The 24,498-nt window shown below is 60.4% G+C and carries 23 protein-coding genes; 13 read left to right on the plus strand and 10 right to left on the minus strand.

The window, feature by feature from the left end:
• Window positions 1-72 precede the first annotated feature (72 nt).
• Genes AC0V6M_RS12270 through grxC form a run of 3 tightly spaced genes read right to left on the minus strand, consistent with a single transcriptional unit; the run spans window position 73 to window position 1,779 of the window.
• Window positions 73-678, minus strand: a complete 606-nt coding sequence (locus AC0V6M_RS12270; RefSeq protein WP_486139090.1) for a DUF1178 family protein — start codon at window positions 676-678, stop codon at window positions 73-75.
• A gap of 8 nt (window positions 679-686) precedes the next feature.
• A complete protein-coding gene (locus tag AC0V6M_RS12275; protein ID WP_486139091.1) occupies window positions 687-1,505 on the minus strand; it encodes a carbon-nitrogen hydrolase family protein in 819 nt (272 codons plus the stop codon).
• A 10-nt stretch (window positions 1,506-1,515) separates the two neighbouring features.
• Complete coding sequence (gene grxC / locus AC0V6M_RS12280) at window positions 1,516-1,779, minus strand: glutaredoxin 3 (RefSeq protein ID WP_472645275.1); 264 nt, start codon at window positions 1,777-1,779, stop codon at window positions 1,516-1,518.
• Between the two features lie 208 nt (window positions 1,780-1,987).
• Between grxC and AC0V6M_RS12285 the strand changes: the two genes are divergently transcribed.
• Window positions 1,988-2,464: an Hsp20 family protein gene (locus AC0V6M_RS12285; RefSeq protein ID WP_486139092.1), complete on the plus strand. Its 477-nt coding sequence runs from the start codon at window positions 1,988-1,990 to the stop codon at window positions 2,462-2,464.
• Between the two features lie 374 nt (window positions 2,465-2,838).
• Here AC0V6M_RS12285 and pyrG read toward each other — a convergent pair whose 3' ends face one another.
• The 3 genes from pyrG to tpiA form a co-directional block, all read right to left on the minus strand.
• Entirely contained in the window at window positions 2,839-4,473 is a 1,635-nt protein-coding gene (gene pyrG, locus AC0V6M_RS12290) for a CTP synthase (RefSeq protein WP_486139093.1), read from the minus strand.
• A 104-nt stretch (window positions 4,474-4,577) separates the two neighbouring features.
• Complete coding sequence (gene secG / locus AC0V6M_RS12295) at window positions 4,578-4,943, minus strand: preprotein translocase subunit SecG (RefSeq protein WP_486139638.1); 366 nt, start codon at window positions 4,941-4,943, stop codon at window positions 4,578-4,580.
• 100 nt (window positions 4,944-5,043) lie between these two features.
• On the minus strand, window positions 5,044-5,805 hold the full coding sequence (tpiA, locus tag AC0V6M_RS12300) for a triose-phosphate isomerase (protein WP_486139094.1): 762 nt from the start codon (window positions 5,803-5,805) through the stop codon (window positions 5,044-5,046).
• A gap of 204 nt (window positions 5,806-6,009) precedes the next feature.
• Here tpiA and AC0V6M_RS12305 point away from each other — a divergent pair, with 204 nt between their 5' ends.
• From AC0V6M_RS12305 to lexA, 9 genes are all read left to right on the plus strand, one after another.
• Window positions 6,010-7,947 (plus strand): peptidylprolyl isomerase, encoded by a 1,938-nt coding sequence (locus AC0V6M_RS12305; RefSeq protein WP_486139095.1) that lies wholly within the window; start codon window positions 6,010-6,012, stop codon window positions 7,945-7,947.
• The gene (trpE, locus tag AC0V6M_RS12310) at window positions 7,898-9,487 is read left to right on the plus strand and encodes an anthranilate synthase component I (RefSeq protein ID WP_486139096.1); all 1,590 of its coding nucleotides are present in this window, start codon (window positions 7,898-7,900) and stop codon (window positions 9,485-9,487) included. The genes AC0V6M_RS12305 and trpE overlap by 50 nt, the downstream gene beginning before the upstream one ends.
• Window positions 9,484-10,332, plus strand: coding sequence for a phosphodiester glycosidase family protein (locus AC0V6M_RS12315; protein WP_486139097.1), 849 nt, complete (start codon window positions 9,484-9,486; stop codon window positions 10,330-10,332). The genes trpE and AC0V6M_RS12315 overlap by 4 nt, the downstream gene beginning before the upstream one ends.
• 15 nt (window positions 10,333-10,347) lie before the next feature.
• Window positions 10,348-10,947, plus strand: a complete 600-nt coding sequence (locus tag AC0V6M_RS12320) for an anthranilate synthase component II (protein WP_486139098.1) — start codon at window positions 10,348-10,350, stop codon at window positions 10,945-10,947.
• Window positions 10,944-11,936 carry an anthranilate phosphoribosyltransferase gene (trpD, locus tag AC0V6M_RS12325; protein WP_486139099.1) on the plus strand — a complete coding sequence of 331 codons (993 nt, stop codon included), beginning with the start codon at window positions 10,944-10,946 and terminating at the stop codon, window positions 11,934-11,936. The genes AC0V6M_RS12320 and trpD overlap by 4 nt, the downstream gene beginning before the upstream one ends.
• A 9-nt stretch (window positions 11,937-11,945) precedes the next feature.
• The gene (trpC, locus tag AC0V6M_RS12330) at window positions 11,946-12,731 is read left to right on the plus strand and encodes an indole-3-glycerol phosphate synthase TrpC (RefSeq protein ID WP_486139100.1); all 786 of its coding nucleotides are present in this window, start codon (window positions 11,946-11,948) and stop codon (window positions 12,729-12,731) included.
• A 291-nt stretch (window positions 12,732-13,022) separates the two neighbouring features.
• On the plus strand, window positions 13,023-13,496 hold the full coding sequence (moaC, locus tag AC0V6M_RS12335) for a cyclic pyranopterin monophosphate synthase MoaC (RefSeq protein ID WP_486139101.1): 474 nt from the start codon (window positions 13,023-13,025) through the stop codon (window positions 13,494-13,496).
• Window positions 13,493-14,695, plus strand: coding sequence for a molybdopterin molybdotransferase MoeA (locus tag AC0V6M_RS12340; RefSeq protein WP_486139102.1), 1,203 nt, complete (start codon window positions 13,493-13,495; stop codon window positions 14,693-14,695). Before moaC ends, AC0V6M_RS12340 begins: the two co-directional genes overlap by 4 nt.
• Window positions 14,696-14,827: 132 nt before the next feature.
• Complete coding sequence (gene lexA / locus AC0V6M_RS12345; protein ID WP_486139103.1) at window positions 14,828-15,529, plus strand: transcriptional repressor LexA; 702 nt, start codon at window positions 14,828-14,830, stop codon at window positions 15,527-15,529.
• 33 nt (window positions 15,530-15,562) lie between these two features.
• Here the strand turns inward: lexA and AC0V6M_RS12350 are convergent, their stop codons facing one another.
• The gene (locus AC0V6M_RS12350) at window positions 15,563-17,779 is read right to left on the minus strand and encodes a ComEC/Rec2 family competence protein (RefSeq protein WP_486139104.1); all 2,217 of its coding nucleotides are present in this window, start codon (window positions 17,777-17,779) and stop codon (window positions 15,563-15,565) included.
• A 28-nt stretch (window positions 17,780-17,807) separates the two neighbouring features.
• Here AC0V6M_RS12350 and gltX point away from each other — a divergent pair, with 28 nt between their 5' ends.
• Genes gltX through AC0V6M_RS12365 form a run of 3 tightly spaced genes read left to right on the plus strand, consistent with a single transcriptional unit; the run spans window position 17,808 to window position 20,803 of the window.
• Window positions 17,808-19,223, plus strand: coding sequence for a glutamate--tRNA ligase (gene gltX / locus AC0V6M_RS12355; protein ID WP_486139105.1), 1,416 nt, complete (start codon window positions 17,808-17,810; stop codon window positions 19,221-19,223).
• 59 nt (window positions 19,224-19,282) lie between these two features.
• On the plus strand, window positions 19,283-20,569 hold the full coding sequence (locus AC0V6M_RS12360; RefSeq protein WP_486139106.1) for a citrate synthase: 1,287 nt from the start codon (window positions 19,283-19,285) through the stop codon (window positions 20,567-20,569).
• 24 nt (window positions 20,570-20,593) lie between these two features.
• On the plus strand, window positions 20,594-20,803 hold the full coding sequence (locus tag AC0V6M_RS12365; RefSeq protein ID WP_486139107.1) for a hypothetical protein: 210 nt from the start codon (window positions 20,594-20,596) through the stop codon (window positions 20,801-20,803).
• 30 nt (window positions 20,804-20,833) lie between these two features.
• On the opposite strand, the gene AC0V6M_RS12370 is transcribed toward AC0V6M_RS12365, so the two are convergent.
• The 3 genes from AC0V6M_RS12370 to AC0V6M_RS12380 are packed head-to-tail and all read right to left on the minus strand — an operon-like array spanning window position 20,834 to window position 24,437.
• Window positions 20,834-22,228 (minus strand): sensor histidine kinase, encoded by a 1,395-nt coding sequence (locus AC0V6M_RS12370; protein WP_486139108.1) that lies wholly within the window; start codon window positions 22,226-22,228, stop codon window positions 20,834-20,836.
• A gap of 7 nt (window positions 22,229-22,235) precedes the next feature.
• Window positions 22,236-23,195, minus strand: coding sequence for a hypothetical protein (locus AC0V6M_RS12375; protein WP_486139110.1), 960 nt, complete (start codon window positions 23,193-23,195; stop codon window positions 22,236-22,238).
• Window positions 23,196-23,234: 39 nt separating this feature from the next.
• The gene (locus AC0V6M_RS12380; protein WP_486139111.1) at window positions 23,235-24,437 is read right to left on the minus strand and encodes a hypothetical protein; all 1,203 of its coding nucleotides are present in this window, start codon (window positions 24,435-24,437) and stop codon (window positions 23,235-23,237) included.
• Window positions 24,438-24,498 lie beyond the last annotated feature (61 nt).

Below are 24,498 nucleotides of genomic sequence, written 5' to 3' on the forward strand. Positions count from 1 at the left end.
TAGGCCACCCGATCTTTGATCGCATGAGCGAGGAAATCGCTCGCCCGGATGGGCGGGCGCAAACAAAATCGATCAATTCAGTTTTTCTGGTGGTGCAACCGGGAACGGTAGCGGCGCAATCGGCACGCCTTCTTCGGCCAGAGCTTTGGCTTCATCGAGGCTCGCCTGCCCGTGGATTGGGGCCTCATCACGCTCGCCGTAATGCATTTCGCGGCTTTGCTCGGCGAACTTATTGCCAACCCACATGCTGTCTTTGAGCGCCTTTTCCTGCGCCTTTGCGAGTTTCGCGATGGCCGATTTCATTTCTGCGGTCATTGGCGTGTTGGACAACTGCCCGGCCCTCACAGGAACCGCCGAAGTATCGGGCGTCTTGATTAGGTCCGACGACAGCTTGGCAGTGTCACCTGTGCCAGAAGCGTCTGATTTCTTGGTTTCAGCCGCAGCTTGCGATGCCGCCTCGACGGCTTCCTTCGCTGCCTCTGCCTTTTTCGCATCGCTGCGCGCGCTGTTACCCTTTACCGGAACAGCCGGCGCCATGGGCGCTTTGGCGACACGCGTGGTTCCGCATTTTGGACAGGCGACATAGCCCGCCTCGCTCTGGTCGAGAAAGTCGCTGGAGGAACGGAACCAGCCTTCAAAACGGTGGCCGCTTTCACAATGGAGGTCGAAGACGATCATGATGCGCCCTATTTGGGGATTTCCCGCTTATTAGCAAGGCTGGGCGGCTGCCCGCGCACCTCTTTAATTCGCTCCAGATCAATGTTGCAAAAGCCGAGGCCCGGCCCCTCACCGCCCATATCGAGCAAAACTTCGCCCCAGGGGTCGATCACCAGGCTGTGCCCATAGGTTTCGCGGCCGTCCTCGTGGTTGCCCACCTGCGCAGCCGCGATGACGAAGGCCTGCGCCTCAATCGCGCGGGCGCGCAGCAGAACATGCCAATGCGCTTTGCCGGTGGGCACGGTGAAGGCAGCAGGAACAGCAATGGCGTCGCATTGACGCTGACCGAGAGCCTCGAACAGGGCGGGAAAGCGCATATCATAACAGATGGTGAGGCCGAGCGTGCCCAGCGGGGTGCCTGGAACAGTGACGACATCTTTGCCCGGCTCATAGGCTGAGCTTTCGCGCCAAGTCTCACCATTTGCGAGTTCGACGTCGAACATATGGATCTTGTCGTAAGTTACGCTAGGCGCGCCGCTGGCGGGGACGTAAAACGCGCGATTGGCGAATTTGCTGCCCTCGCCCGCCACAGGGATCGATCCGATAGCGAGGTCAATTTGTAGGAGCTGCGCAAGCTCACTGAGCCGTTCCGCCATCGCCCCTGGACCGGACCCGGTGATCCATGGGGTGGCGCGAGCCCGGTTGCGATCAAGCAGACCTGCCATTTCGGGCGCGAATAGCATGACAGCGCCCTCAGCGACCGCATCATGTGCCGCTTTTTCAATGGTCGAGAAATTCGCCTCCGGGTCGATGCCCGAGGTCATTTGCAAGACAGCAATCTTGGGCACGTTAGAAGCCCTATCCCGCGAGCAGGGCGTCAAGCTGCCCCGAACTTTCCAGCGCTGCCAAATCGTCAGAGCCACCCACATGCAGATCGCCGATGAAGATTTGCGGCACGGTGCGCGCATTTGGCGCGCGTTCCAGCATCTCAGCCTTTTTCGGGCCGCCCATGGTGATATCAAACTCATTGAATTCTGCGCCCTTGCTCTTCAGCAAATTCTTGGCGCGAACGCAGAATGGGCAGGTGAATTTGGAGTAGATATCGATATTAGGCTGGGTCATTAAAAACTCTTCTTTTCTTATTTAAGGGGCTGAAAGCGCGTGCCTTTTATCCAGCGCACTACCTCTTGAAAGGCACTGTATGGCATCCTAGATATGCTGTGTCAGCACGATCCGCCAGTCTTGGGGATTAATGCTGGCGCAAATGGGTGCTGCATTCGGCAGGCCCGCTTTGAAAATACAGATTGCTCAAACACGAGGATTTGAAATTATGTCACGTCTAGATTTTACCCCTTATCGCCGGACCACCGTTGGTTTTGACCACTTGTTCGACCTGCTCGAAAGCCAGGCTCGCAGCAATTCCAGCGATAATTACCCCCCGTTTAACATCGCCCGCAGCAGCGAAGACAATTACCGCATCACGCTGGCGATTGCAGGCTTCCGCCCGGAAGACATTGAGATCACGGCTCAGCAAAACCTGCTGACCGTCCAGGGTAAGAAGCGCGAAGAAAGCCACGAAGCGGCAGAGATGCTGCATGTTGGCATCGCCAATCGCGGGTTTGAACGCCGCTTTGAGCTCGCCGATCACGTCCGCGTAGAGCGCGCTGATCTGGCCGATGGTCTGCTGGTGATTGATCTGGTGCGCGAAGTGCCAGAGGCGATGAAGCCGAAGAAGATTGCAGTGAACGGCGCGGCGACTCTGACCGCGGTTCCTGACACGCCAGAGGATGATGCGAACGCTGCCTAAGCCGCTCGCTTCTCCAACTTACAAGCTCTCTGAAAAAATGTGGGGGCGGACCGTCAAAGTCCGCCCCCGCGACATTTGCCGCCTCTAGCAAGGCTTACCGTCTGGGTCGCAGAAGACGGTGAGACTCGCGTCGAGCAGTGCACGGGCCGCCAATACGGTCCCGCTATTTGCATAAGGCGAGTTGCCCCCAACCACCTGTTGAAGCCGCTAGGCTCCTTACCGCGTCGGTAAGGGTAAACTTGCAATCGGTGCAAGGTCATTTTTGTAGGGCTTTAAGAACGCTGCAAAAATAGGTTGCAGATGACGAACTGATGGCTCGTTTTGTTAGCGACAGGCGGCGATTCGCGGCGCAAATGTGTGGCTTCAAAGCGCGCTTAGACGAGGCGCGATTGCTCCAGCGCGGCTGAGATAAAGCCGGCAAACAAGGGGTGCGGATCAAACGGACGCGACTTCAGCTCTGGGTGGAATTGCACGCCGACAAACCATGGGTGGTCGGGCCGCTCCACAATCTCGGGCAGCAAGCCGTCGGGTGACATGCCGGAGAATACAAGACCGCCCTGCTCCAGCGGTTTAATATAGGCGCCATTGACTTCGTAACGGTGGCGGTGGCGCTCAGATATTTCCGCTGCGCCGCCATAAATGCGCGAGACGTGGCTGTTCGCGCCGAGCTTCGCATCATAAGCGCCAAGCCGCATGGTGCCGCCCAGATCGCCGCCATCTTCGCGGGTTTGCAAGCCCTCTTCGGTCATCCATTCGGTGATAATGCCGACCACAGGCTCGCTGGTTTCACCAAATTCGGTTGAGGATGCCGCATCGATACCGGCATCGCGTGCGCCTTCGACGCAGGCCATTTGCATGCCGAGGCAGATGCCAAAGAAGGGAACATTGCGCTCGCGCGCAAAACGGACGCTCGCAATCTTGCCTTCGCTGCCGCGCTCGCCAAATCCACCGGGCACCAAAATGCCGTGCAGCGGCTCCAACTTTGCGATGATTTCGTCTTCGTCGCCTTCGAAGATTTCCGCATCGATCCACTTGATATTGACCTTGACCCGGTTGGCCATGCCGCCGTGGACCAGCGCTTCGTTGAGGCTCTTGTAGGCGTCTTGTAGGCCGACATATTTGCCGATCACGCCGATGGTCACTTCGCCTTCTGGGTTGAAGTAGCGGTCGGTGACATCATGCCATTGGGATAGATCAGGCGGCGGCGCGTCAGTGATGCCAAAGCCGCGCAGAACCTCTGCATCCAGGCCTTGCTCGTGATACTGCAGCGGTACGGAATAGATTGACGGCGCATCGAGCGCCGGGATCACCGATTCCATTCGCACATTGCAGAAATTGGCGATCTTGCGCCGCTCGCTATCGGGAATGGGATGCTCTGCCCGGCACAGTAGCACATCGGGCTTAATGCCGAGGCTGGCAAGCTCGCGCACAGAGTGCTGCGTTGGCTTGGTCTTCAGCTCACCGGCGGCCGCGATGTAAGGCACCAGCGTCACATGCACGCTCAGCGTTTGCAGCGGCTCCAGGTCGTTCCGAAGTTGCCGGATCGCCTCCATAAACGGCAGCGATTCGATGTCGCCTACCGTTCCGCCAATCTCGCACAGGATGAAATCGAGATCGTCCTGATCATCGAGCGCGAACTGTTTGATCGCGTCGGTCACGTGCGGGATCACCTGCACGGTCGCGCCAAGGTAATCGCCCCGGCGTTCTTTCGTGATGATATCGCGGTAGACCCGGCCAGAGGTGATGTTGTCGCTTTGCCGCGCAGAAACGCCGGTAAAGCGTTCGTAGTGGCCAAGATCGAGGTCCGTTTCGGCCCCGTCATCGGTCACATAGACTTCGCCATGCTGATACGGGCTCATCGTGCCGGGATCGACATTGAGATACGGATCGAACTTGCGAATGCGGACCTTGTACCCGCGTGCCTGTAGGAGGGCAGCAAGACTTGCTGCCATGAGACCTTTGCCGAGCGAGGAGACCACGCCGCCGGTTATGAAAATGTACCGCGCCATGGGAGTTGGGGATTAAGCCTCGAAGTGGATTCGTGGCAAGCGAATTGCGCACTGAAAAGTGCGCCCATCCACAGCCATCACAAAGTGTTACGAAATTGTCGCGCTTATTCAGCGGCGAGCGGGTCTTCTTCGCCGGTCGGCTCTACGGGAACAGGTGCCGCGCCTGCTGCGCCGCCAGTGCTGAGCGGGTCAGCGGCGGGAACATCGCGGTCGATCGTAGTGCTGATGTCGGTGCCGCCCGTCGCATCTACAGCCACGGCTGCGAGTGCGATAGACAGCGCAACAAATGTCACCGCCAGCCATTTGGTCGCGCGGGTCAGAAAATCTGCCGCACCGCGTGCGCCCAGTGCGCCGCCGGGGTTGCCGCCGCCGCCAATGCCCAAGCCGCCGCCCTCTGAACGCTGCATGAGGACCACGCCAACCAGCGCAGCGGCGACAATCGCCTGAACAACAGTGAGAAACAGAAAAATCGACGACATGAGCTACACAAAACCTATCTGAATGAGACCGCCATTTAGGTGCGCAGCGGCGCGCGCACAAGCCTGATTACCCGGTGAGAGGTATCGGACCCTATCCCTCGACCGTATCTCCGGCGGCCAGAGCGATGTTCATAAACGTCTCTGCCGACAGGCTGGCCCCGCCGACCAGCGCGCCGCCAACCTCTGGAGTGCCGAGGATTTCCCCAGCGTTTTCAGGCTTAACCGAGCCGCCGTACAGCACGCGGACCTCTGCACCTTGCTCTTCGCCATAGGTTTCGACCAGCAGTGCCCGGATCATCGCATGCATCGCGGCAATATCATCCACGGTTGCGGTTTTACCGGTACCAATCGCCCAGATCGGTTCGTAAGCGACGGTGACTTTTTCCCCAGCATCCTCAAGTTTCGGCAAGGACGCCTTCAATTGTTCGGAGACAAACGCCTCTGCTTGGCCCGCCTCACGGGTTTCCAGCGCCTCGCCGCAGCAGATGATTACGCGCAGTCCGCCTTCGAGCGCGGCTTCGGCCTTTTCTCGGACCAGCTCGTTCGTCTCGCCGTAGCCTTGGCGGCGCTCGCTGTGGCCCAGAATTACAAACTTCGCGCCGGCATCCGCGATCATGGGCACTGAGATGTCGCCCGTGTGCGCGCCATCGGGATTGGGTGAACAATCCTGAGCACCAACCCAAATCTGCTCCACCTCGCGGTGAACCGCATGAATCAGTGTGTATGGCGGGGCCAATGCGACCTCCACCTTCATATGCCGCTGAGCGGCCCGGTCCACTGCGCGTGCTTCAGAAAGCATGGCGCGAGTGCCGTTCATTTTCCAATTTCCGACGATGTAAGGCCGCTGGGCCATATTAATTTCCTGCGCCAATATTATGCGTTATTCGAATCTCACCCCTTACTTAGGAGCAGGGGGCCGCGTCCGCTAGCTGAGGAAAGTGATCCAGTCAAAACGCATAGTGGACTGTTGCCGCGAGGTCGCAGGGCGGATAAAGCCGAACCAGTTTTCCGCTAACCGCGGTGTTAGTCCCCTAATGGCTTGGGAATTAAAGACCAGATGATTTCGTTCTTTCGCAGATTCTTTCAATCGAAAATTGGCCTTGGCCTGACCTTGGCGTTCCTGGTGCTGATCGCATTCGCATTTGCGAGCGGCGATGTGGCTAACACCAACACCTTTGGCGGGGTTGCTGGCAATGATCGGATCGCCGTGGTTGGCGACGACCGCATCGACAGTTCAGAACTGAACCAATTGGCCAATTCGGCTTTGCGCCAAGTGCGCGAGCAAAGCCCGACCACAACCATGCCGATGTTTATCGAGCAAGGCGGCCTGGAAGAGGTGCTGGACCAGTTGATCGATCGCTATGCGATTGCGGGATACGCCGAAAAATATGGCCTGCGCGCGGGCACAAACCTGGTGAACAGCGAAATTCTGCAGATCCCGGCGTTTCGTGGGGCAACCGGCGAATTTGACGAGGCTGTCTATCAAAATGCGCTGCGCTCGCAGAACCTGACTGATGCGGTGCTTCGCCGCGATTTGGCCGATGGCCTGCTGGCCCAACAAATGCTGGTGCCATCGCTCGGCGCGCCGCAAGTGCCCAGCAGCATTGCTCGCCGTTACACTGCTCTGCTGCGGGAGCGCCGCAAAGGCACGATCGCGCTTATTCCCAGCACGTCTTTTGCGCCGGAAGGCGATCCCACAGACGCGCAAATCAGCGCCTTTTATGAAGAAAACCGCACTCGCTACATCCAGCCAGAGCGCCGAACCATTCGTTATGCGACCTTTAGCGAGGCAGATATCAACACCCGTGTTGAGCCGACCGCTGCGGAGATCGCGGCGCGCTATGAGCGCGATGCGGTCCAATATGCCGCGGTCGAAACGCGCAATATCAGCTCATTCTTTGTTCCGACCCAAGACGCCGCCAATGCGATTCGTGATGCGGTCCGTTCCGGAACCTCGCTAGAGGCCGCTGCGCAAAGCGCAGGTTTCTCTGTTTCTTCTAGTGAGGGTCAGACCGAAAGTTCGCTGGCCTCTGTCACCAGCAGCGCCGTTGCCACTGCAGTGTTTGCCGCGCCGCGCGGTCAATTGGCCGAGCCTGCGCGTAGCTCGCTCGGTTGGTATATTGCCCGCGTCGATGATGTCGTCAGCACGCCAGCCCGCAGCCTCGCCGATGCAACGCCAGAAATCACAGAGCGCCTCACGGTGGAAAAACGCGCCGCCGCTTTGTCCGATTTCAGCGCTCGGATCGAAGAGCAGGTGGATGAAGGCATCTCGCTGTCCAATGTGGCCGAGGAATTTGGTCTGACCTTGCAAACTACACCTGCCCTCACCGCTGATGGCCGCGTGTTCGACAGCGCGGAAGGCGCAACGGCGCCGCCGGAGCTTCAGACTGCGCTCGGTGCCGCTTTCGAAATGGAAGAAGGCGAGCCGCAATTGGCCGAGGTTGTTCGCGGCCAGGTGTTCATCGTGTTTGAAGTGCCAGAAGTCACCGAAAGCTCGGTCGCGGCGCTGGCTGACATTCGCCAGCGCGTTGAGTTCGATTGGCGCTTGTTCGAAGGGCACAGCGCTGCGCAGGCGGCGGCTGACCGCATTCTTGAGCGGATGCGCGGCGAAGGCACTTTGGTCGAAGCGGTGAACGCGGAAGAGACCAGCCTGCCTCCGATCCAGACGATTGATCTGGGACGCACCGAATTGCTGCAACAGCAGCAGCGCCCTGCTCCGCCGCTCGCTTTGCTGTTCAGCATGGCAGAAGGCACGACGAAGCGGCTTGAAGGGGCAAATCGTCTGGGCTGGTTCGTGGTCGATTTGGAGGAGATCAGCACCGACGAAGTCGCGGATGATGATCCCTTGCTGCAAGCGACGCTTACTCAGCTGGGCCCGGCGATTTCCAACGAATATGCCGAGCAATTGACCGCAGCGATGCGTGAAGAGCTGGGCGTGGACCGCAATGAAGACGCGATCGAGGCGGTGCGTAAGCAGCTCGCCGGCGAAACCTAAGCGCGCCGCCATTGCTGTGAGTGGTGCCCCTGAAAATGCGAGGCCCGCGGCCGAACTGCTGCGGGCGGGAAAGCCTGCTTTGGTGTGGCGCCGGATTATCGCGGATAGCGATACGCCTGTGGGCGCGGCCCAGCGCCTGATTGAGCCGGGGCGCGGCGATTTTCTGCTCGAATCGGTCGAAGGCGGCGAGATTCGCGGGCGCTACAGCCTGCTGGGTCTCGATCCTGACCTCGTGTTTCGCGGCGAAGGCAAGACGGCCGCGATCAATCGCACGTGGCGTAGTGATAGTGAGGCGTTTGAGCCGTGCAGCGGCGATGCGATGACGGAGCTGCGCGCTCTGACGCAGGCCTGCCGCATTGATGTGCCGGAGGCATTGCCGCCAGCGCTTGCCTGTCTGGTCGGCTATTTTGGCTATGAAACGATTGGACTGGTCGAGAGCTTGCCGCGCGCGCCGGACAGCGCGCTTGAACTGCCCGACATGCTGTTTGTGCGTCCGACCATCATTCTGGTGTTCGACGGGCTGACGGATGAACTGTTCTGCATCGCGCCAATTTGGCAGGCGGGAGAGGTTGATAGCGCCATTGCCCGCGCTGGGGAGCGGATTGACGAGACGCTGAGCAAGCTCTCGCAGCGCCGCCCTGCGCCTGTTCGCATGAATGAACCCGCTGAGCCTGAGCTGTCGCCAGTGATGGACGCGTCGGATTACAAAGCGATGGTCGCCCGTGCGAAGGACTACATCACCGCAGGCGATATTTTCCAAGTGGTTCTGGCCCAGCGTTTCACCTGTCCATTTCGGCTGCCCCCGCTGGAGCTGTACCGCGCGCTGCGCCGGGTGAACCCTTCGCCGTTTCTCTATTTCCTCGACCTGCCGGGCTTTGCGATTGTTGGCTCTAGCCCAGAAATCCTCGTGCGGGTGCGCGATGATGCGAGCGGCAAGAAAGAGGTCACCATTCGCCCCATCGCTGGCACCAGGCCGCGCGGCATGGATGCGGCCGAGGACAAGGCCAATGAGGCCAGCCTGCTGGTTGATCCGAAAGAACTGGCAGAGCATCTCATGCTGCTTGACCTGGGACGCAATGATGTGGGCCGAGTGGCCGCGCGCTGCAGTGTGGAGGTGACAGACAGCTTCACGATCGAGCGCTACAGCCATGTCATGCACATTGTCAGCAATGTGATTGGCGAGCTGGCGGAAGACAAAGACGCGCTCGATGCGCTGTTTGCGGGTTTTCCAGCGGGCACAGTGTCTGGCGCTCCCAAGATCCGGGCGTGCGAGATCATCGCTGAGCTGGAGCCGGAAACACGTGGGGCCTATGCCGGGGCGGTGGGCTATTTCGCGCCCGATGGATCGGTCGATTCGTGCATTGTCTTGCGCACGGCCGTGGTGAAGGATGGAATGATGCATGTGCAGGCTGGCGCCGGAATCGTCGCCGATAGCGATCCAGACTATGAGCTCGCGGAATGCGGCGCGAAAGCGGGCGCGTTGATTGCCGCTGCACGCGAAGCCGTGCGGGTCGCGGGCGAGCCGGGGTTCGGCCAATGAAGCGTTTTCCCCTCGCCCTCGCCGCGATGTTCGCTCTCGCCGCTTGTCAGGAGCAGCCAGCGGGCGAGCCTGTTACCAGAGCCGCGATTGGCGATCATTCCGATATGCCCGCACCAGAAGTGGTGGAAGTGGCCGAAGAAGATGTGCCTGAGGTCGAAGAAACCCCATCGGTCGCCTCCGTCTGCAAATCCGCCACCTTCGAGGGCGTGCGCCTAACCCACTGCGTTGCAGACCCGGCCAAGCACCGCATTCGCACCGCGCTCGGCCCCAGCGGCGGGGCGGCCTACGGCTCGCTTAGTGCCTTTGCCCGCAGCATTGATCACAGTACCGTCGCCTTTGCGGTGAACGGGGGCATGTACGGCGATAACGGCCAGCCCATCGGTTATTACGTGCAAGGCGGCGACCGGATCAAAGAGCTCAACCGTTCTGATGGCTCAGGCAATTTCCACCTGAAGCCCAATGGCGTGTTCTATGGAACGGGCGGTTCATGGCGCATCCGCACCTCTGACAGCTTCTTTTCAAACGTCCGCGACCGCCCGCAATTCGGGACGCAATCCGGCCCGATGCTGGTGATCGGCGGAAAGCTGCACCCGGAAATCGCGGAAAATGGCCCAAGCCGGGCGATCCGCAATGGGGTTGGCATTGATAAGGATGGCAAGGCGCATTTCGTGCGCTCAGAGGCGCCGCTCAGCTTTGGCCAGCTCGCCCGGTTTTACCGCGACGAGCTGAACGTGCCCGATGCGCTCTATCTCGATGGTCAGGTTTCATCGCTGTGGGATCCGGCGAGCGAGCGGCTCGACAGCCGCACCGGGCTTGGCCCGATCATCGCTGTTACCAATCGCTGAGCCGGGGATGCACGCATGATACTCGTCATCGACAATTACGACAGTTTCACCTTCAACCTGGTCCATTATCTGATGGAGCTAGGTGCGGATGTGCGGGTGGAGCGCAATGACGCGATGAGCGCGCGTGAAGCGATCGCTACAAATGCCAGCGGTTTTCTGATCTCACCCGGCCCGCGCACACCGGATGAGGCAGGCATCAGCCTCGACCTGGTCGCGGCCTGCGCGGATGCGGAGAGGCCCTTGCTCGGCGTTTGCCTTGGCCACCAAAGCATCGGCCAGCATTTCGGCGGCAAAGTGGTGCGCGGCGGCTTGATGCACGGCAAAACCTCGCCCGTCACACACGACGGCACCGGCGTGTTCGCTGGCCTGCCCTCGCCGTTCAATGCGACGCGCTATCACAGCCTGGTCGTCGAGCAGGAACCCATTGGCCTGATCGCCAACGCCCACAGCGCGACCCCCGGCCTCGACGGCGCGGCGGTGATGGGTTTCCGCCACGAAAGCCTGCCGATCCACGGCGTACAATTTCACCCAGAAAGCATTGCGACCGAGCATGGCCATGATCTGCTCGCCAATTTCATGACGCTTTGCGGATTGCCAACGAAGGAGCTCGCATGAAAACTCTACCGCTAGCCGTCCCGCATATGAGCGAGGCCGAGGCTGAAGAGGTGTTTGGCTGGATCCTGGATGGCGAAGCAAGCGACGAAGAAATTGCGCGTTTTCTGCTCGCAATGACCGAGCGCAGCGAGACTGCGGAAGAAATTGCCGGAGCCGCCCGGGCATTGAGGGCGCGCCTCGTCCCGGTCGCGGGGCCGGACAATGCCATTGATGTATGCGGCACAGGCGGCGATGGTCATCACACGCTAAACGTCTCAACCGCTGTCGGCTTGGTTGTCGCCTCTTGCGGCGTGCCCGTGGCGCGTCACGGCAACCGCGCGATCTCGTCCAAAGCAGGCGTGGCCGATACGTTGGAAGTGCTCGGCCTCGATATGAAGGTCGCGGGCGAAACGGCTGTGAGGACTCTGGGTGAAATCGGTATCTGCTTTCTGTTCGCGCCCAATCACCACCCGGCGATGGGACGCATCCAACCGATCCGCAAGAAACTGGGCCGCAGGACGATTTTCAACCTTATGGGGCCGCTGTCCAATCCCGTCGGCGTCAAGCGCCAGCTGATCGGCATTGCTCGTCCCGGCTACGTCCCGATCTATGGCGATGCGACCGCGCGATTGGGCACAGAACGCACTTTAATCGTGTCCGGCGATGAAGGACTCGATGAATTGAGCCTCGCCGGCGGCAATGAAGTGGCTGACGTGACAGGGAGCGATTTTACCATGAAGCGCGTCGATGCCAGCGCTGCGGGGCTAGACCACGCACCATTGGAAGCGATCCGCGGCGGCGACCCGCAGCACAATGCGAAAGCGCTTGCCGCTCTGCTTGACGGAGAGAAAAGCGCCTATCGCGATACAGTGATGTTCAATACGGCGGCGGCTCTGATCGTCGCGGGCAAGACCGACGATTGGGGCATTGGCGCTGAAATGGCGGCGGAAGCGCTGGACAGCGGCAAGGCGAAACAATTGCTTGCCCGCTGGATCGAATTGGCGAAATAGGCCAGCATCATGAACAAACTTGAAGAAATCTGCGCCACCAAGCGCCGCGAAGTCGATGCGCGCAAGGCTTTGACCTCGCTTGCTGATCTGGAGAGCCGGGCGAGCGAACAAAGCCCGGTGCGCGGGTTTGAATCGGCATTGCGCCAAGCGAGCACATCCGGCTTTGGCTTGATCGCAGAGGTCAAAAAGGCCTCACCCTCCAAAGGGATTATCCGCGAAGATTTCCGCCCGGCGGACCATGCGCGCGATTACGAGGTTGGCGGGGCGACTTGCCTGTCCGTGCTCACCGATAAACCCTATTTTCAGGGTCATGAGGATTTTCTGATTGAGGCGCGCGCCGCCTGCAAACTGCCGGTCCTGCGCAAGGATTTCATGGTTGACCCATGGCAATGCGCCGAGGCTCGCTCGATTGGCGCGGATGCGATCCTGATCATCGTTGCTGCTCTCGAAGACGCTCAGATGCAGGAAATCGAGGCGGCCGCGCGCGAACATAACATGGATGTGCTGGTCGAAGTGCACGATGAGACAGAGATGGAACGTGCGCATTCGCTCAAGTCGCTTTTGGTCGGGGTGAACAATCGCAATCTCAAGACCTTCACCACTGATCTTGCTTCGACCGAGCGGCTTGCTCCGCTCGCTCCTGAAGGCGCGTTGATCGTCGGCGAAAGCGGGATCAACAGCCATGAAGATTGCACTCGGCTCGCGCGGGCGGGTGTGCGTACTTTCCTGGTCGGGGAGAGCCTGATGCGGGCGGATGATGTGGCGGCGGCGACGCGAACCCTGCTGAACGGCTAGGCGGCCCATTGTGCAGGGTCTGTCCTACATTCTTCAAAGCTGGCAGAAGATGGATATGGCTTTTTCGACCAAGTGCAGATCCACCCGCGCCCTCCACCCTTCCACCCGGATTGTACGCCGGAGTGATCATCCTGGTGGAAGGGTGGAGGGTGCGGGCGGAGCGGCTCAATCTTTTCAATCGATAAATTTGATCAATAGCCGCGCTTGTGATCGATTGGTTTTAAACCCCTGTACTGTGTTCCAGGTGTTCCAAGCGTGCTCTACGCACGGTGAAGCGAAGGGAGCAAAGCCATGAGTAAACTCACCCATCTCGGCGAAGACGGCGCGGCCCGCATGGTCGATGTTGGCGGCAAAGCCGCGAGCGAACGCGTCGCCATCGCCTCTGGCCGGATCGCGATGACCGCAGAGACGCTGGCGGCCGTGCGCGATGGCAATGCGCCCAAAGGCGATGTGCTGGGGACCGCGCGGATTGCCGGGATCATGGCGGCCAAGCGGACAGGCGAGTTGATCCCGCTGTGCCATCCGCTCGCGCTGGACGCGGTGGAGCTCGACTTCACCTTCGAAGAGGACGCGATCCGGGCAACCGCCCGCGCTTCGCTGACCGGCAAGACGGGCGTGGAGATGGAGGCGATGGTCGCGGTGTCGAGCGCGCTGCTCACGATCTACGACATGGCCAAGGCGGTCGATAAGGGCATGGTGATCGGCGAGGTACGCCTGATCGAGAAGCGTGGGGGCAAGAGCGGGCATTGGAAGGCCGACCTTTGAGCGCTCTGCTGACCTTGGAAGACGCGCAGGCGCGGCTGCTGGAGCTCGCGCCAGAGATGGCGACATGCGAGCTGCCCGCAGAGGAAGCGCTGGGGCGCTACCTCGCGCAAGACCTCACCGCACGGCGCACTCAGCCACCAGCGGACCTGTCGGCGATGGATGGCTATGCGATTGCTGGTGATGGCCCGTGGGAGCGCGTGGGAGAGAGCCGAGCAGGCACGCCGTTTGCAGGCGCATTGTCCAATGGCGAATGCGTGCGGATATCGACCGGTGCGCATATGCCTGATGGCGCGGACAGCGTGCTGATCCAAGAGAACGCCGATGTGGACGGCGCGTTGGTGAGCGCGAGCGATACGCCGCCGCCGGGAAAGCACGTGCGGATGCGCGGCTTCGACTTTGCGCAAGCCGACACGGTCCTAACCGCTGGCACCCGCATCGGGCCAGGACAACTCGCGCTCGCGCTATCGGCGGGGCACGGTCGGCTCATGGTGGGCGCGGCTCCGCGCGTGGCGGTGCTCGACAGCGGGGACGAGTTAGCCGCCGACCCGGAGCAATGCGGCGCTGACCAGATCCCGGCAAGCAATGGCGCGATGATCGCCAGCATGCTGCGCCCGCTCGGGTGCGATGTCGCGCGCATCGGCCCGGTGCCGGATGATCACGATGCCTTGGCGAGCGCGCTGACCAAGGCGGTGGATGCGGACATACTCATCACCTCCGGCGGTGCATCGGTGGGCGACCATGACTTGATCCAGCCAGCACTAGAGGCATGGGGCGTAAAAATCGCGTTCTGGAAGGTCGCGATCAAACCCGGCAAGCCGCTGATGGTGGCGACGCGGGAACGCGCGGGTGGCACGCGGCAGGTGATCCTAGGTCTGCCCGGCAATCCCGTCTCCAGCTTCGTGACGTGCTTCCTGTTCGCTCTGCCGCTTGTGCGCGCGGCCATGGGGGCCGAGTCTCCCCTTCCCCCGGCTTTGACACTGCCTTTGGCGGAAGACCTGCCCACGATTGGCAAGCGGCGTGAGTTTCTGCGCGCTGTTCACGACGGCCGCACGGTGCGCCGCGTTGGCTCTCAGGACTCCAGCGCGCTAGCGGCATTGGCGGGTGCGAACTGCCTGATCCTGCGGCGCGAAGGCGCCGACGCAGCGAGCGCAGGAGAGCTCGTCACCGCATTAACCCTCGAAAATGGCGGTATTGCGTGAGTTGCCGACTTGACTCGGTGAATGAAGTTTCCTAATTGTTCCTTATTCGTTCACGTTATTGGTGCGCGAAATGGTCCCTCGCCACCCTAACCGGCGCTGGGGCGATCGACCTGTTTTAGGGAGACTATCGTAATGCTGACGGCAAAGCAGCACGAATTGATCCGCTTTATCCAAGAGCGGCTTGAAGAGACGGGAATTTCACCCTCTTTTGAAGAAATGAAGGAAGCGCTCGACCTTAAGAGCAAGTCGGGTGTGCACCGACTGATTTCGGCATTGGAGGAACGCGGCTTCATTCGGCGGCTGCCCAATCGGGCGCGCGCGCTGGAGGTGATCAAGCAGCCTGAGGATGCAACGCCTGCTCCGCGCGCTGCGGCGGCGGTGGCGAATGATGTGGTCTCGCGGGCGACATCCATGCCCAGCGCGAATGACACCAGTCCAGAGCCTGCAAATGACGTGATCGAGGTGCCATTGCATGGCCGGATCGCAGCGGGCGCTCCGATTGAGGCGCTTGAGGGACAAAGCAGCCTTCCCGTACCGGCGGCCTTGCTGGGACCGGGCGAGCATTACGCCCTTGAGGTGTCTGGCGATTCGATGATTGAGGCTGGCATCTTCGACGGTGACTTTGCGCTGGTAAAGCGCACGGACGCCGCGCGAGATGGCGAAATCGTTGTGGCCCTGGTGCGCGGCGAGGAAGCAACCCTCAAATACCTCCACCGCGACAGCGGGACAGTGCGGCTTGATCCGGCCAATGCGTCCTATGATGCGCAGGTCTATCAACCGGGCGAAGTTCAGGTTCAGGGTAAGCTCGCAGGCCTCCTGCGGCGCTACCACTAATTGCGATGTGAATAGGTCGCGCGGGGTGGCTGGCTAATCGTCGGCTTTCCCGCGCCACCATCCATGCTGGCCCTGATTGCTGGCAACACTGGTGATCCGCTCCGATGACAGATCGAGCGCCAGCCCGCCATGCTCTTGTAGAAACCCGCGATCGGCTTTGAGCCATTTGGGTTTGCAAGACCACGGCAGATAACGGTCGGCCACGACGATGTCGGCTCTCGCGCAAGCGGCGGCGAGTGCGCGTTCCTCGATCAGCTCTCGGTTTCGCGCCATCAGTATTGTCCAGTCGCGGCCTCCGCGCTCAATCTGGAGAAGGCAGAACTCGGTAGAACACCGCGCTCCGGGCCATTCCGCCATCGGAATGGGATCAGCAGAAACGCTGGCGAGTTCGAGCAGGTTGTCTCGCGCATAGGAAGAACGCGAATTGCGCAGCGACAACAGCGAGCTATCCATCGTCACACCGACATGGCGCCCATCGCGCCCGATCAGCACATCAGGAATAGGCGTCACCATGAGCATGATCGAAGCCGCCGCAACGGGTGCAAATCCCAGCAACCGCGCGCGGCCATTCCATAAGGCAAGCCATAGTGAGCCAATAACGAACAGCGCGATAGTGAGCCTGCCCATCTGCGGCATCAGTTTGACCGAACCGGGCTGGCTCGACGTCCAATGTGCAATCGCAAGCAACAGCTCAAGCGAGCGTTCCACCAGCCACCAGGCGGGCGCGCCAAGGCCGATCAGATCAAGGAACAACGCAAAGGCAATGAGTGGCATTGAGATGAAGGTGACCAGCGGGATCGCGATGACATTGGCAAAAGCGCCGTAGACCCCTGCCCTGTGGAAATGGAATAGAACAATCGGCATCAGCGCGATCTCGATCACCAGACCGGTAATGAACAGCATGATCACCCGTCTGCCGACATGCCGCAGCCATGTCTCCTCCCGCGCAGCGAGGAACGCGCGCACCGGTCCAGAGCTCGACAGCGCCACAATCGCAATCACGGCAGAAAAGCTCATCTGAAAGCTCGGCCCCACCACCGATTCCGGCCACAGCAGCATGACGAATATCGCCGCCATCGCCACCATTCTGAGCGACAATGCATCGCGGCCCATGGCGAGCGCTATCAGCACCAGCATTGCCGCGACGCAGCTGCGCACAGTCGGAACCTCCGCCCCCGTCAGCAGCGTGTATCCAACGCCCGCAAGCGCCCCTGCCCCCGCGGCCAAGATCGGCAGGCGCACACGCAGCGCCACCGCCGGAAAGAGAGCCAACAACTTCAACGTCACCAAATAGGCCGCAGCGATGACGGCGCTGACATGCAGCCCGCTGATCGAGAGCAAGTGGGTTAGTCCCGCATCGCGCATCGCGATTTCGTCGGCCTCTGCAATCCCGCCACGGTCGCCGCTCGCAAAAGCTGCCGCGATTGTGCCTGCTGAGCCGTCCACCCGCTCGCGCACATGGGCCGAGAGCACGCGCTGAACCTTTGGAATGGCGCCGGTGTCACGCCCACCCTCCATCAGCTCGATCTCGCCAACCAAGCTGCCGGTTGCGGCTAAACCCTGGAACCAGGCGGCGCGGGCAAAGTCGTATGAGCCTGGCAGCATCGGCGAGGCTGGCGGCATCAAGCGCGCGCGCAGGCGCACCACCGATCCCTCGCTCAAGCCGTCCACGACCTTATCCTGTGGTACATTCACACGGATCTTGCGGCTTTCGCCATTCTCAGCGTCCCGCATGGCCAGGACCAATCGGATCCGCTCGCGCGCGGGCTGATCTTCGCGTTCGAGAACAAAGCCTTGAACCCGCTCAACAATCGGGCGCTCAATGGGCTCTGCCCCCACCAGTTCTGAGCGCATCCAAATGGTCGCAATCCCGGCGGCGAACACCAGCCCGACGGCGATTATTGTCTGCCTGAGCAAGACGCGGTCCTCGACCCCGCGCCAAATTGCGGCGCCCGCGATGGCTAGCAGCAGGCCTACCCCGATCCCCGCCGCCCATTGCAGCGGCGAGCTAAGCGCGAACCATGATAGAATACCGCCTGCGAACAGCACAGCGATCCACGGTGCGCGGTCGAAACCCGCCCCAGCTAAAAAACCTTCAATTTTGGAGGCTAGGCCCGGGCCAATACTGGACCCGATACTGGACAAAGCCGGGGCCTTGCGCCAATGGCGCTGCACTGCAACATCACTGGCATTGGGGCTTTCACCAGCCCCGCCGCCAATCGGCACATTTGGCGCCCCCTCTTGGCCCATGAGCAACTTGAAAAGGAATTCACAGGCTATGGCAAGCGAAAGCGCAAAAGCGATTGTCACCCGCTTTGCCCCCTCGCCCACAGGCTTTTTGCATATTGGCGGCGCGCGCACGGCCTTGTTCAACTGGCTTTATGCCCGTCATCACGGCGGCAAGGCTCTGCTGCGCATTGAGGATACCGACCGTAAGCGGTCCACTCAGGAGGCGATTGATGCGATAATCGACGGGCTTGATTGGCTTGGCCTCGATTATGACGACGCGCCGGTATTCCAATCTAAGCGAGCGGATCGCCATGCAGAAGTGGCGCATAAGCTGCTGGATGCAGGGCACGCCTATAAGTGCTTTGCTACGCCGGAAGAGCTTGAAGCCATGCGCGCGGAGCAACGCGAGAAAAAGCTGCCCATGCGCTATGACGGGCGCTGGCGCGACCGCGATCCATCCGAAGCACCAGAAGGCGCGCCTTATGTCGTTCGGCTCAAAACCCCGCAATCGGGCGAGGCGACCATCGCCGACGAAGTGCAAGGCTCCGTTTCGGTCAAGAACGAAGAGCTCGATGATTACATCATCCTGCGCGCTGATGGAACGCCGACCTATATGCTGGCCGTTGTCGTTGATGATCACGACATGGGCGTGACCCATGTGATCCGCGGTGATGACCACCTCAACAATGCCTTTCGCCAGCTGCCGATCTATCATGCGATGGATAAAGTTGAGGGCGATTGGCCTGAGCCGACATATGCCCACATTCCTCTGATCCATGGGGCGGACGGAGCAAAATTGTCGAAGCGTCACGGGGCGCTTGGCGTAGAGGCCTACCGCGATGAGATGGGCATACTGTCCGACGCTTTGTTCAACTACCTGCTCCGCCTTGGCTGGGCGCATGGCGACCGTGAAGAGATTACCCGCGCAGAAGCAATTGAGCTGTTTGATCTGTCAGGGGTTGGCAAAGGCCCGTCCCGTTTTGATCTGAAGAAGCTGGAAAGCCTCAACGGGCACTACATTCGCGAGGCCGATGACGCGATGTTGGCGAAACTCGCCATGGGCCGGATCGAAAGCAACGCGAATCTAGAGCTTTTGACCAAAGCTATGCCAGTGCTGAAAGTGCGAGCGAAAAACATTGACGAACTGGCTGAAGGGGCTGGCTTTTTGTTTGCGCAGCGTCCGCTGGAAATGACGGAAAAGGCGGCAAAATCGCTCGACGAGGATGGCCGAGCGCGGCTTTCGCTCGTTGTGCAAGCATTATCGCAGGAAAATCACTGGACAAGTGAGGCCCTCGAAGCCACTACGAAGGCACTAGCTGAGGCCCACGAGCTGGGCTTTGGCAAGCTCGCGCAGCCTATGCGTGCAGCTCTCACCGGAACGATGAATTCGCCCGGTATTTTCGATGTTCTGGTCCTATTGGGACGGGAAGAAGCTTTGGCGCGCTTGGACGCGCAAGCCGGCTGAGGCTGAGCGCGAGTGAGATCGCGCTTAGAAGCGGTAGGTTGAATTTGAGGAGACAGGTTTTGGCAGACAAACAGGCAACGCTCGAGCTGGGGGGCGAAACCTACGATTTCCCAGTGCTCGAAGGCAGCACCGGACCCGATGTTATCGACATCCGCAAGCTGTATGGCCAAACGGGCGCGTTCACGTTTGATCCTGGCTATAAGTCTACAGCGAGCTGTGAAAGTGCGCTGACTTACATCGACGGGAACGAAGGCGTGCTGCTGCACCGCGGCTATCCCATTGGCCAGCTGGCGGAACATTCCAGCTTTATGGAAGTCTCCTATCTCTTGCTCAACGGCGAGCTGCCCAATGCCGCCGAAATGGAAGACTTCAATTACACGATCACGCGGCACACGATGCTGCACGATCAGCTGCGCCAGTTTATCCAGGGGTTCCGCCGCGATGCGCACCCTATGGCGATCATGTGCGGCGTGGTTGGCGCCCTGTCTGCGTTCTATCACGACAGCACCGACATTTCTGATCCAGAGCACCGCAAGATCAGCTCACACCGCTTGATCGCGAAAATGCCAACGATTGCAGCGATGGCGTATAAATATGCCGTCGGTCAGCCTTTCATGCAGCCGAAGAATGATCTCAGCTATACGGGCAATTTCCTGCGCATGACCTTCGGCGTTCCGGCTGAGGAATATGAGGTGCACCCAGCCATCGAAAAAGCGATGGACCGCATCTTCATCCTGCATGCCGATCACGAGCAAAACGCTTCGACTTCAACCGTGCGTTTGGCCGGTTCTTCGGGCGCAAACCCATTCGCTTGTATCGCAGCGGGCATTGCCTGCCTCTGGGGCCCGGCGCATGGCGGCGCCAACGAAGCGGCGCTCAACATGCTGCAGGAAATCGGCACACCTGATCGCATCCCGCACTACATTGAGCGCGCGAAGGATAAGAACGATCCGTTCCGCCTGATGGGCTTTGGCCACCGGGTTTATAAAAACTACGATCCGCGCGCGACCGTGATGCAGCAGACTTTGCGTGAAGTGTTTGAAGCATTGAACGTCACAGACCCCGTGTTTGAGACCGCTCTGCAGCTTGAAGAACTCGCGCTAAACGACGATTATTTCAAGGAAAAGAAGCTGTTCCCGAACGTGGATTTCTATTCCGGGATCATCCTGTCGTCGATCGGTTTCCCTACCACCATGTTCACCGCTCTGTTCGCGCTTGCGCGGACTGTGGGCTGGGTCGCGCAGTGGAACGAAATGATCTCCGATCCAGGTCAGGTCATCGGCCGTCCGCGTCAGCTTTACACTGGGCCGACGACCCGCGACTACGTGCCACTGGACAAACGCTAGGCCAGATAAAGGAGCGCGGCACTAATGGGACGCATTGTCGCAAGACTGGTGTTCCAAGTTTTTGGTGCCGCGCTCGTTTTCTCGGGCGGAATGTGGGCTTTGCAGGGCGCGGGCGTGCTCAACTGGCCCGAGAACAGCTTCATGCTCGCAAAGCGCGAATGGGCGCTTTACGGTCTCATCACATTGCTAATTGGTGCGCTGCTACTGTGGGCGGCTGAGCGTATTCGCAGGTAACGGCACCGCCGCGCCCCTTGCAGTCTCTGCCTACTTCTTTTTGGGTAGGTTCAACGTAAAGCGCGCACCCTCGCCCGCTTCGCTCTCGAGCATCAAATCGCCGTCCATCGCCAGCGCCAAGCGCCGCGAGATGTAGAGCCCTAGCCCTGAACCACTATCATTTTCGCGGCCAAGCCGCTCAAACTTATCGAAAATCCGAGCGGTTTGCGCAGAAGCCACGCCGGGGCCTTGGTCGGCCACGGTGATACTGGCGTGCTCCGCCTCACCCTCGTGATCATCGACGCTGACGGTGATTGTGCTGCTGTCCGGTGAGTAGATGATCGCATTGCCGATCAAATTGATTAGCACCTGAAGCACACGGCGAAACTCGCCAATCGCGATCACTTTGGAGCCTTCGTCTGGCAAATCGAGCGTGATGTTGCGCGCCTGCGCTCGCACACCCAGTATGCCCCCTGCGCGCCGCGCCGCATCGACCAGATCGACTCTCTCGCGCGCAGTTTTGAACCCATCGCTTTCAACCACTTGCAGGTCGACGAGATCCTCCAGCATCGCGTTGAGATGCTTGCCCGCCGAGGCGACATTTCCAGCGTATTCGGCATATTCATCGCGCAGTGGACCGGCGAGTTTTGAACTGATGGTCTCCGCATTGGCAATGACGCGCGCAATCGGCTGACGCAAAGCGGGTGTCAGCGCGCTGCCGATCAATTCCATATGCGCATCTTCGCGCGTTTTCCCGCCGCCAGCGCCTACAACTTCTGTGACGAGTGGCTCGTCAGAAGTCAGCAGCAGCTCAAACCCGCGCGGAGCCTCCGCTGCTGGGCCAAGCGGGATTAAGCGCGCACGCCAATGGCGCTGAGACCCGGGAATCGTACAGGCTGCGCCATCCAGCAAGCGCCAGTGCAGCGGTTGATGATGGGCTACGCCTTCCAACCCGATGTAATCCGTCCAGTTTTTGCCGGGATCGCGGCTAACCGCTTCCTCCAGCTCGCCAGCATCGCTTGCCCCTGCGCTCAGCAATTGAACATTCTGCTTGCGATCAAGCCGCGCAGTGATCTCTGCGGTGGCGCGGTCGATGGCATCAAGCCGTTTGGCGAGCTTTGCCTCGCTGTCGGGCCGGGCCTCGCGCCGGTGCCAGTTTTCGATCAGGATCTCGCATCCACCACCAGCGTCCCCGGCGAGTGGGTGGATGCGGACAAAGCCGGAAACCATATCTTCGCCGTCAAAGGCGGCAAATTCGCGGGCGAGCCGCAGGCCAAAGGTCCGCCCTTGCCGCACCAACTCCAACAGCTCTGGAACCGCCAAAACGCCTGGCAGAGCGCCGCCGCAGCGGGCGTGCAGGTCCGCCAGCGGCTCATCAGCCGACAGCAACCGATCTTGATCATCGGTCAGGCCTCGCGCGGCCAGCAAAGTATCACTGCTGCTCATCGTCCGTTTAGGTCGTTCCGCTCGTTACCGCGCTCTTATCGACACGCATCGCGGCGTGCCCTAGCAGGCTTTGCGCGCGATCGGGGAGCAAATCGTCAAATCCGCCGGGCAATTGTTGGTCCGGGTGCAACAGAGCAAATTGGCGTTCGATCTCGCGCTCAATCATTCCCGCCGCGCGCAGGCCCAGCGCGAGCCGTGCGGATTGGCGTTCATGACAGGACAGCACAGCCAATTCGCGGGCTTGCCGGGTTAGCGTGCCTAAGGCGGTGGCAAACAGGGCAAATCCCGCATGTTCGAGCTCAAGTGATGCCCTCGCCCCGCCCCGCATGGCCGAAACGAGGCGTGAGAGCAGACCGACACGCGTCGCGCCCTCGTCATAGGACGCCTTCAATTGATCTGTCCCAGCGCGTGTCGCTGCGATTTCGGCCTCATTCGCTGTGTTCTCAGGCGCTTGGGACCAGTTGTGGAGCAGGCTCTGAAACAGCTCTGCGGGCAGCTCTGTGAGAGGCAGATGCATCCGCTTTTGATATTGCACAAAGCGCGATTGCGCCGCCATGGCCGCCATGGCGAGCTCGGCAACATCGCTGCTCTCGGATGCGATCAGTTCTTGCATCAGGGGCGTAAGAACCTGATCGAGCGCGGTCTTACGCTCCAACCGTTCGGCCAAATGGCCTTCCATCGCCGCTGCATAGCAATGGCTCAAAATCGCGCTGTCGCTGGCGAGTGCGGCGGACAGTCGGTCAGCCTCGTCTGCGCCGAAATCGGGTGATTTGGAGGCAAGCAATTGGTTCGCCATATGGCTCAGCATTCCGCGCAATTTCGCGACAATCGCTTCGCTTACCAATGAGCCGCCAGAACCGGAAAGCATGTGTGCAAGAACGGGCGCGACCCCGCTCAATGCGGTGTCACCACGCGCCAATTCATCCCTCAGGATGGTTTCGATCGCGGTATACGCGGATCTTTCCATCGTGGCTTTGCCCCCGTTGCACGCCTCTCAGCACGCATGTTACTCGCGCGTCGTTTCAGCTTTCTGAAGACGCAGCAAAGCATGCGCTAAAGCGCCTAGCGCAAGAACGGCAATCCCCGCTGTCAGCTGTCCGAAAATGGCACATGTCCCGAGCGCTGCCGGCTGCAGTGTTCGCTCGCCCCAAAAAGCGCGCCAGCGGGCGTTTTCAGCGGCGGATGCGAGGTGCAAAAGGCCGACCATGAGGAGCGGCAAAACGAGCGTCAGATTGGCACTTTCCATCCCGTGATACATGCTAAGGCATAGTGCGAACGCGATAAGAATATCGCGCAAGCCATTCGTAAATCGAGATTGTTTGGCGTCCTCTGCATATCCATAGAGCGCAGATTTGAGCCGGGTGCCTGCATCAGAGAAGGCCAAGGCCAATGCTCCAAATGCCCCGGCGAACAACCCTCCGGCGGCCTGGTCTAGCCATGATGCTCCGACCATGGTGACCAAGCTGGCGAGCCCGATAGTGGCGGAAATTGCCGGGCCGCGTTCCAATCCTGCCGGTGCAGTTTTGGCAGCGAGCAAAGCCGCTGCCGCCTGCGATGGCCCTGTCCAAGGCGTGTTTTGGGCGCTGCGTTCAATGAGAGCGATCTGACGTTTCTCCAGCGCACCGGCGTCAGTCGTCAGCAGCAATCCGCCACCGCTCAGGCTCTCCGCATCGACGGAAACGCTTTTCTCACCCGCTTGCAGCGCCAAACGCAGCAACAGCGACATAGTATCACCATCACCGGGTAGATCAGCGAGCTTTTCCGCCAATCGCCCGCGCAGAATGGCGAGCCCGGCCCAGGCGCGCTCTGCGTCGATGCGCTCAAAGTCAGCGGAATGCTCTTGGGCTAGGCCGCTGCTTGCGGGAATGGTCGCAACCACTCGGCCTTGCTGGTTGAGCGATGCGGCTAGCTCTGGCTCCATCACCAGACCATCCAGCATCATCAACAGGTCTTGATCTGCGGTGGTCAGGCCAACAAGTTGCAAGGGGCCTTTAATCGCGTGGAATTGCACGCCAGCGGTCTCCGCTTCGTGCTGGATGTCGAGGATCTCAGGCCCGGCGGCGTTGCATAGGCAGATCACCCGCTCGCAACCAAGCGAGCGTGCAAGGTCAAACTGCCATGCCAGCACACTGCGTCCGGCAAGCGGCAAGAACGCGCGAATTTCGCCGGTCTCTGTGCATTTCAGCGCGGCTAATAAGGCGGTGCGCACGGCCAATTCCCTCCGAATACATCGGGGGTAAGGGCAATAGACGCGCTATGCCAAGCGGTGG

Source organism: Erythrobacter sp. JB3-1, from assembly GCF_057364995.1.

Bases quoted from the DNA above. Each gene is read 5' to 3' on its own strand.
- AC0V6M_RS12270 (WP_486139090.1), bottom strand. From the start codon at position 678: ATGATCGTCTTCGACCTCCATTGTGAAAGCGGCCACCGTTTTGAAGGC.
- grxC (WP_472645275.1), bottom strand. From the start codon at position 1,779: ATGACCCAGCCTAATATCGATATCTACTCCAAATTCACCTGCCCATTC.
- AC0V6M_RS12285 (WP_486139092.1), top strand. From the start codon at position 1,988: ATGTCACGTCTAGATTTTACCCCTTATCGCCGGACCACCGTTGGTTTT.
- pyrG (WP_486139093.1), bottom strand. From the start codon at position 4,473: ATGGCGCGGTACATTTTCATAACCGGCGGCGTGGTCTCCTCGCTCGGC.
- tpiA (WP_486139094.1), bottom strand. From the start codon at position 5,805: ATGGCCCAGCGGCCTTACATCGTCGGAAATTGGAAAATGAACGGCACT.
- AC0V6M_RS12305 (WP_486139095.1), top strand. From the start codon at position 6,010: ATGATTTCGTTCTTTCGCAGATTCTTTCAATCGAAAATTGGCCTTGGC.
- trpE (WP_486139096.1), top strand. From the start codon at position 7,898: ATGAAGACGCGATCGAGGCGGTGCGTAAGCAGCTCGCCGGCGAAACCT.
- AC0V6M_RS12315 (WP_486139097.1), top strand. From the start codon at position 9,484: ATGAAGCGTTTTCCCCTCGCCCTCGCCGCGATGTTCGCTCTCGCCGCT.
- AC0V6M_RS12320 (WP_486139098.1), top strand. From the start codon at position 10,348: ATGATACTCGTCATCGACAATTACGACAGTTTCACCTTCAACCTGGTC.
- trpD (WP_486139099.1), top strand. From the start codon at position 10,944: ATGAAAACTCTACCGCTAGCCGTCCCGCATATGAGCGAGGCCGAGGCT.
- trpC (WP_486139100.1), top strand. From the start codon at position 11,946: ATGAACAAACTTGAAGAAATCTGCGCCACCAAGCGCCGCGAAGTCGAT.
- moaC (WP_486139101.1), top strand. From the start codon at position 13,023: ATGAGTAAACTCACCCATCTCGGCGAAGACGGCGCGGCCCGCATGGTC.
- lexA (WP_486139103.1), top strand. From the start codon at position 14,828: ATGCTGACGGCAAAGCAGCACGAATTGATCCGCTTTATCCAAGAGCGG.
- AC0V6M_RS12350 (WP_486139104.1), bottom strand. From the start codon at position 17,779: ATGGGCCAAGAGGGGGCGCCAAATGTGCCGATTGGCGGCGGGGCTGGT.
- gltX (WP_486139105.1), top strand. From the start codon at position 17,808: ATGGCAAGCGAAAGCGCAAAAGCGATTGTCACCCGCTTTGCCCCCTCG.
- AC0V6M_RS12365 (WP_486139107.1), top strand. From the start codon at position 20,594: ATGGGACGCATTGTCGCAAGACTGGTGTTCCAAGTTTTTGGTGCCGCG.
- AC0V6M_RS12370 (WP_486139108.1), bottom strand. From the start codon at position 22,228: ATGAGCAGCAGTGATACTTTGCTGGCCGCGCGAGGCCTGACCGATGAT.
- AC0V6M_RS12375 (WP_486139110.1), bottom strand. From the start codon at position 23,195: ATGGAAAGATCCGCGTATACCGCGATCGAAACCATCCTGAGGGATGAA.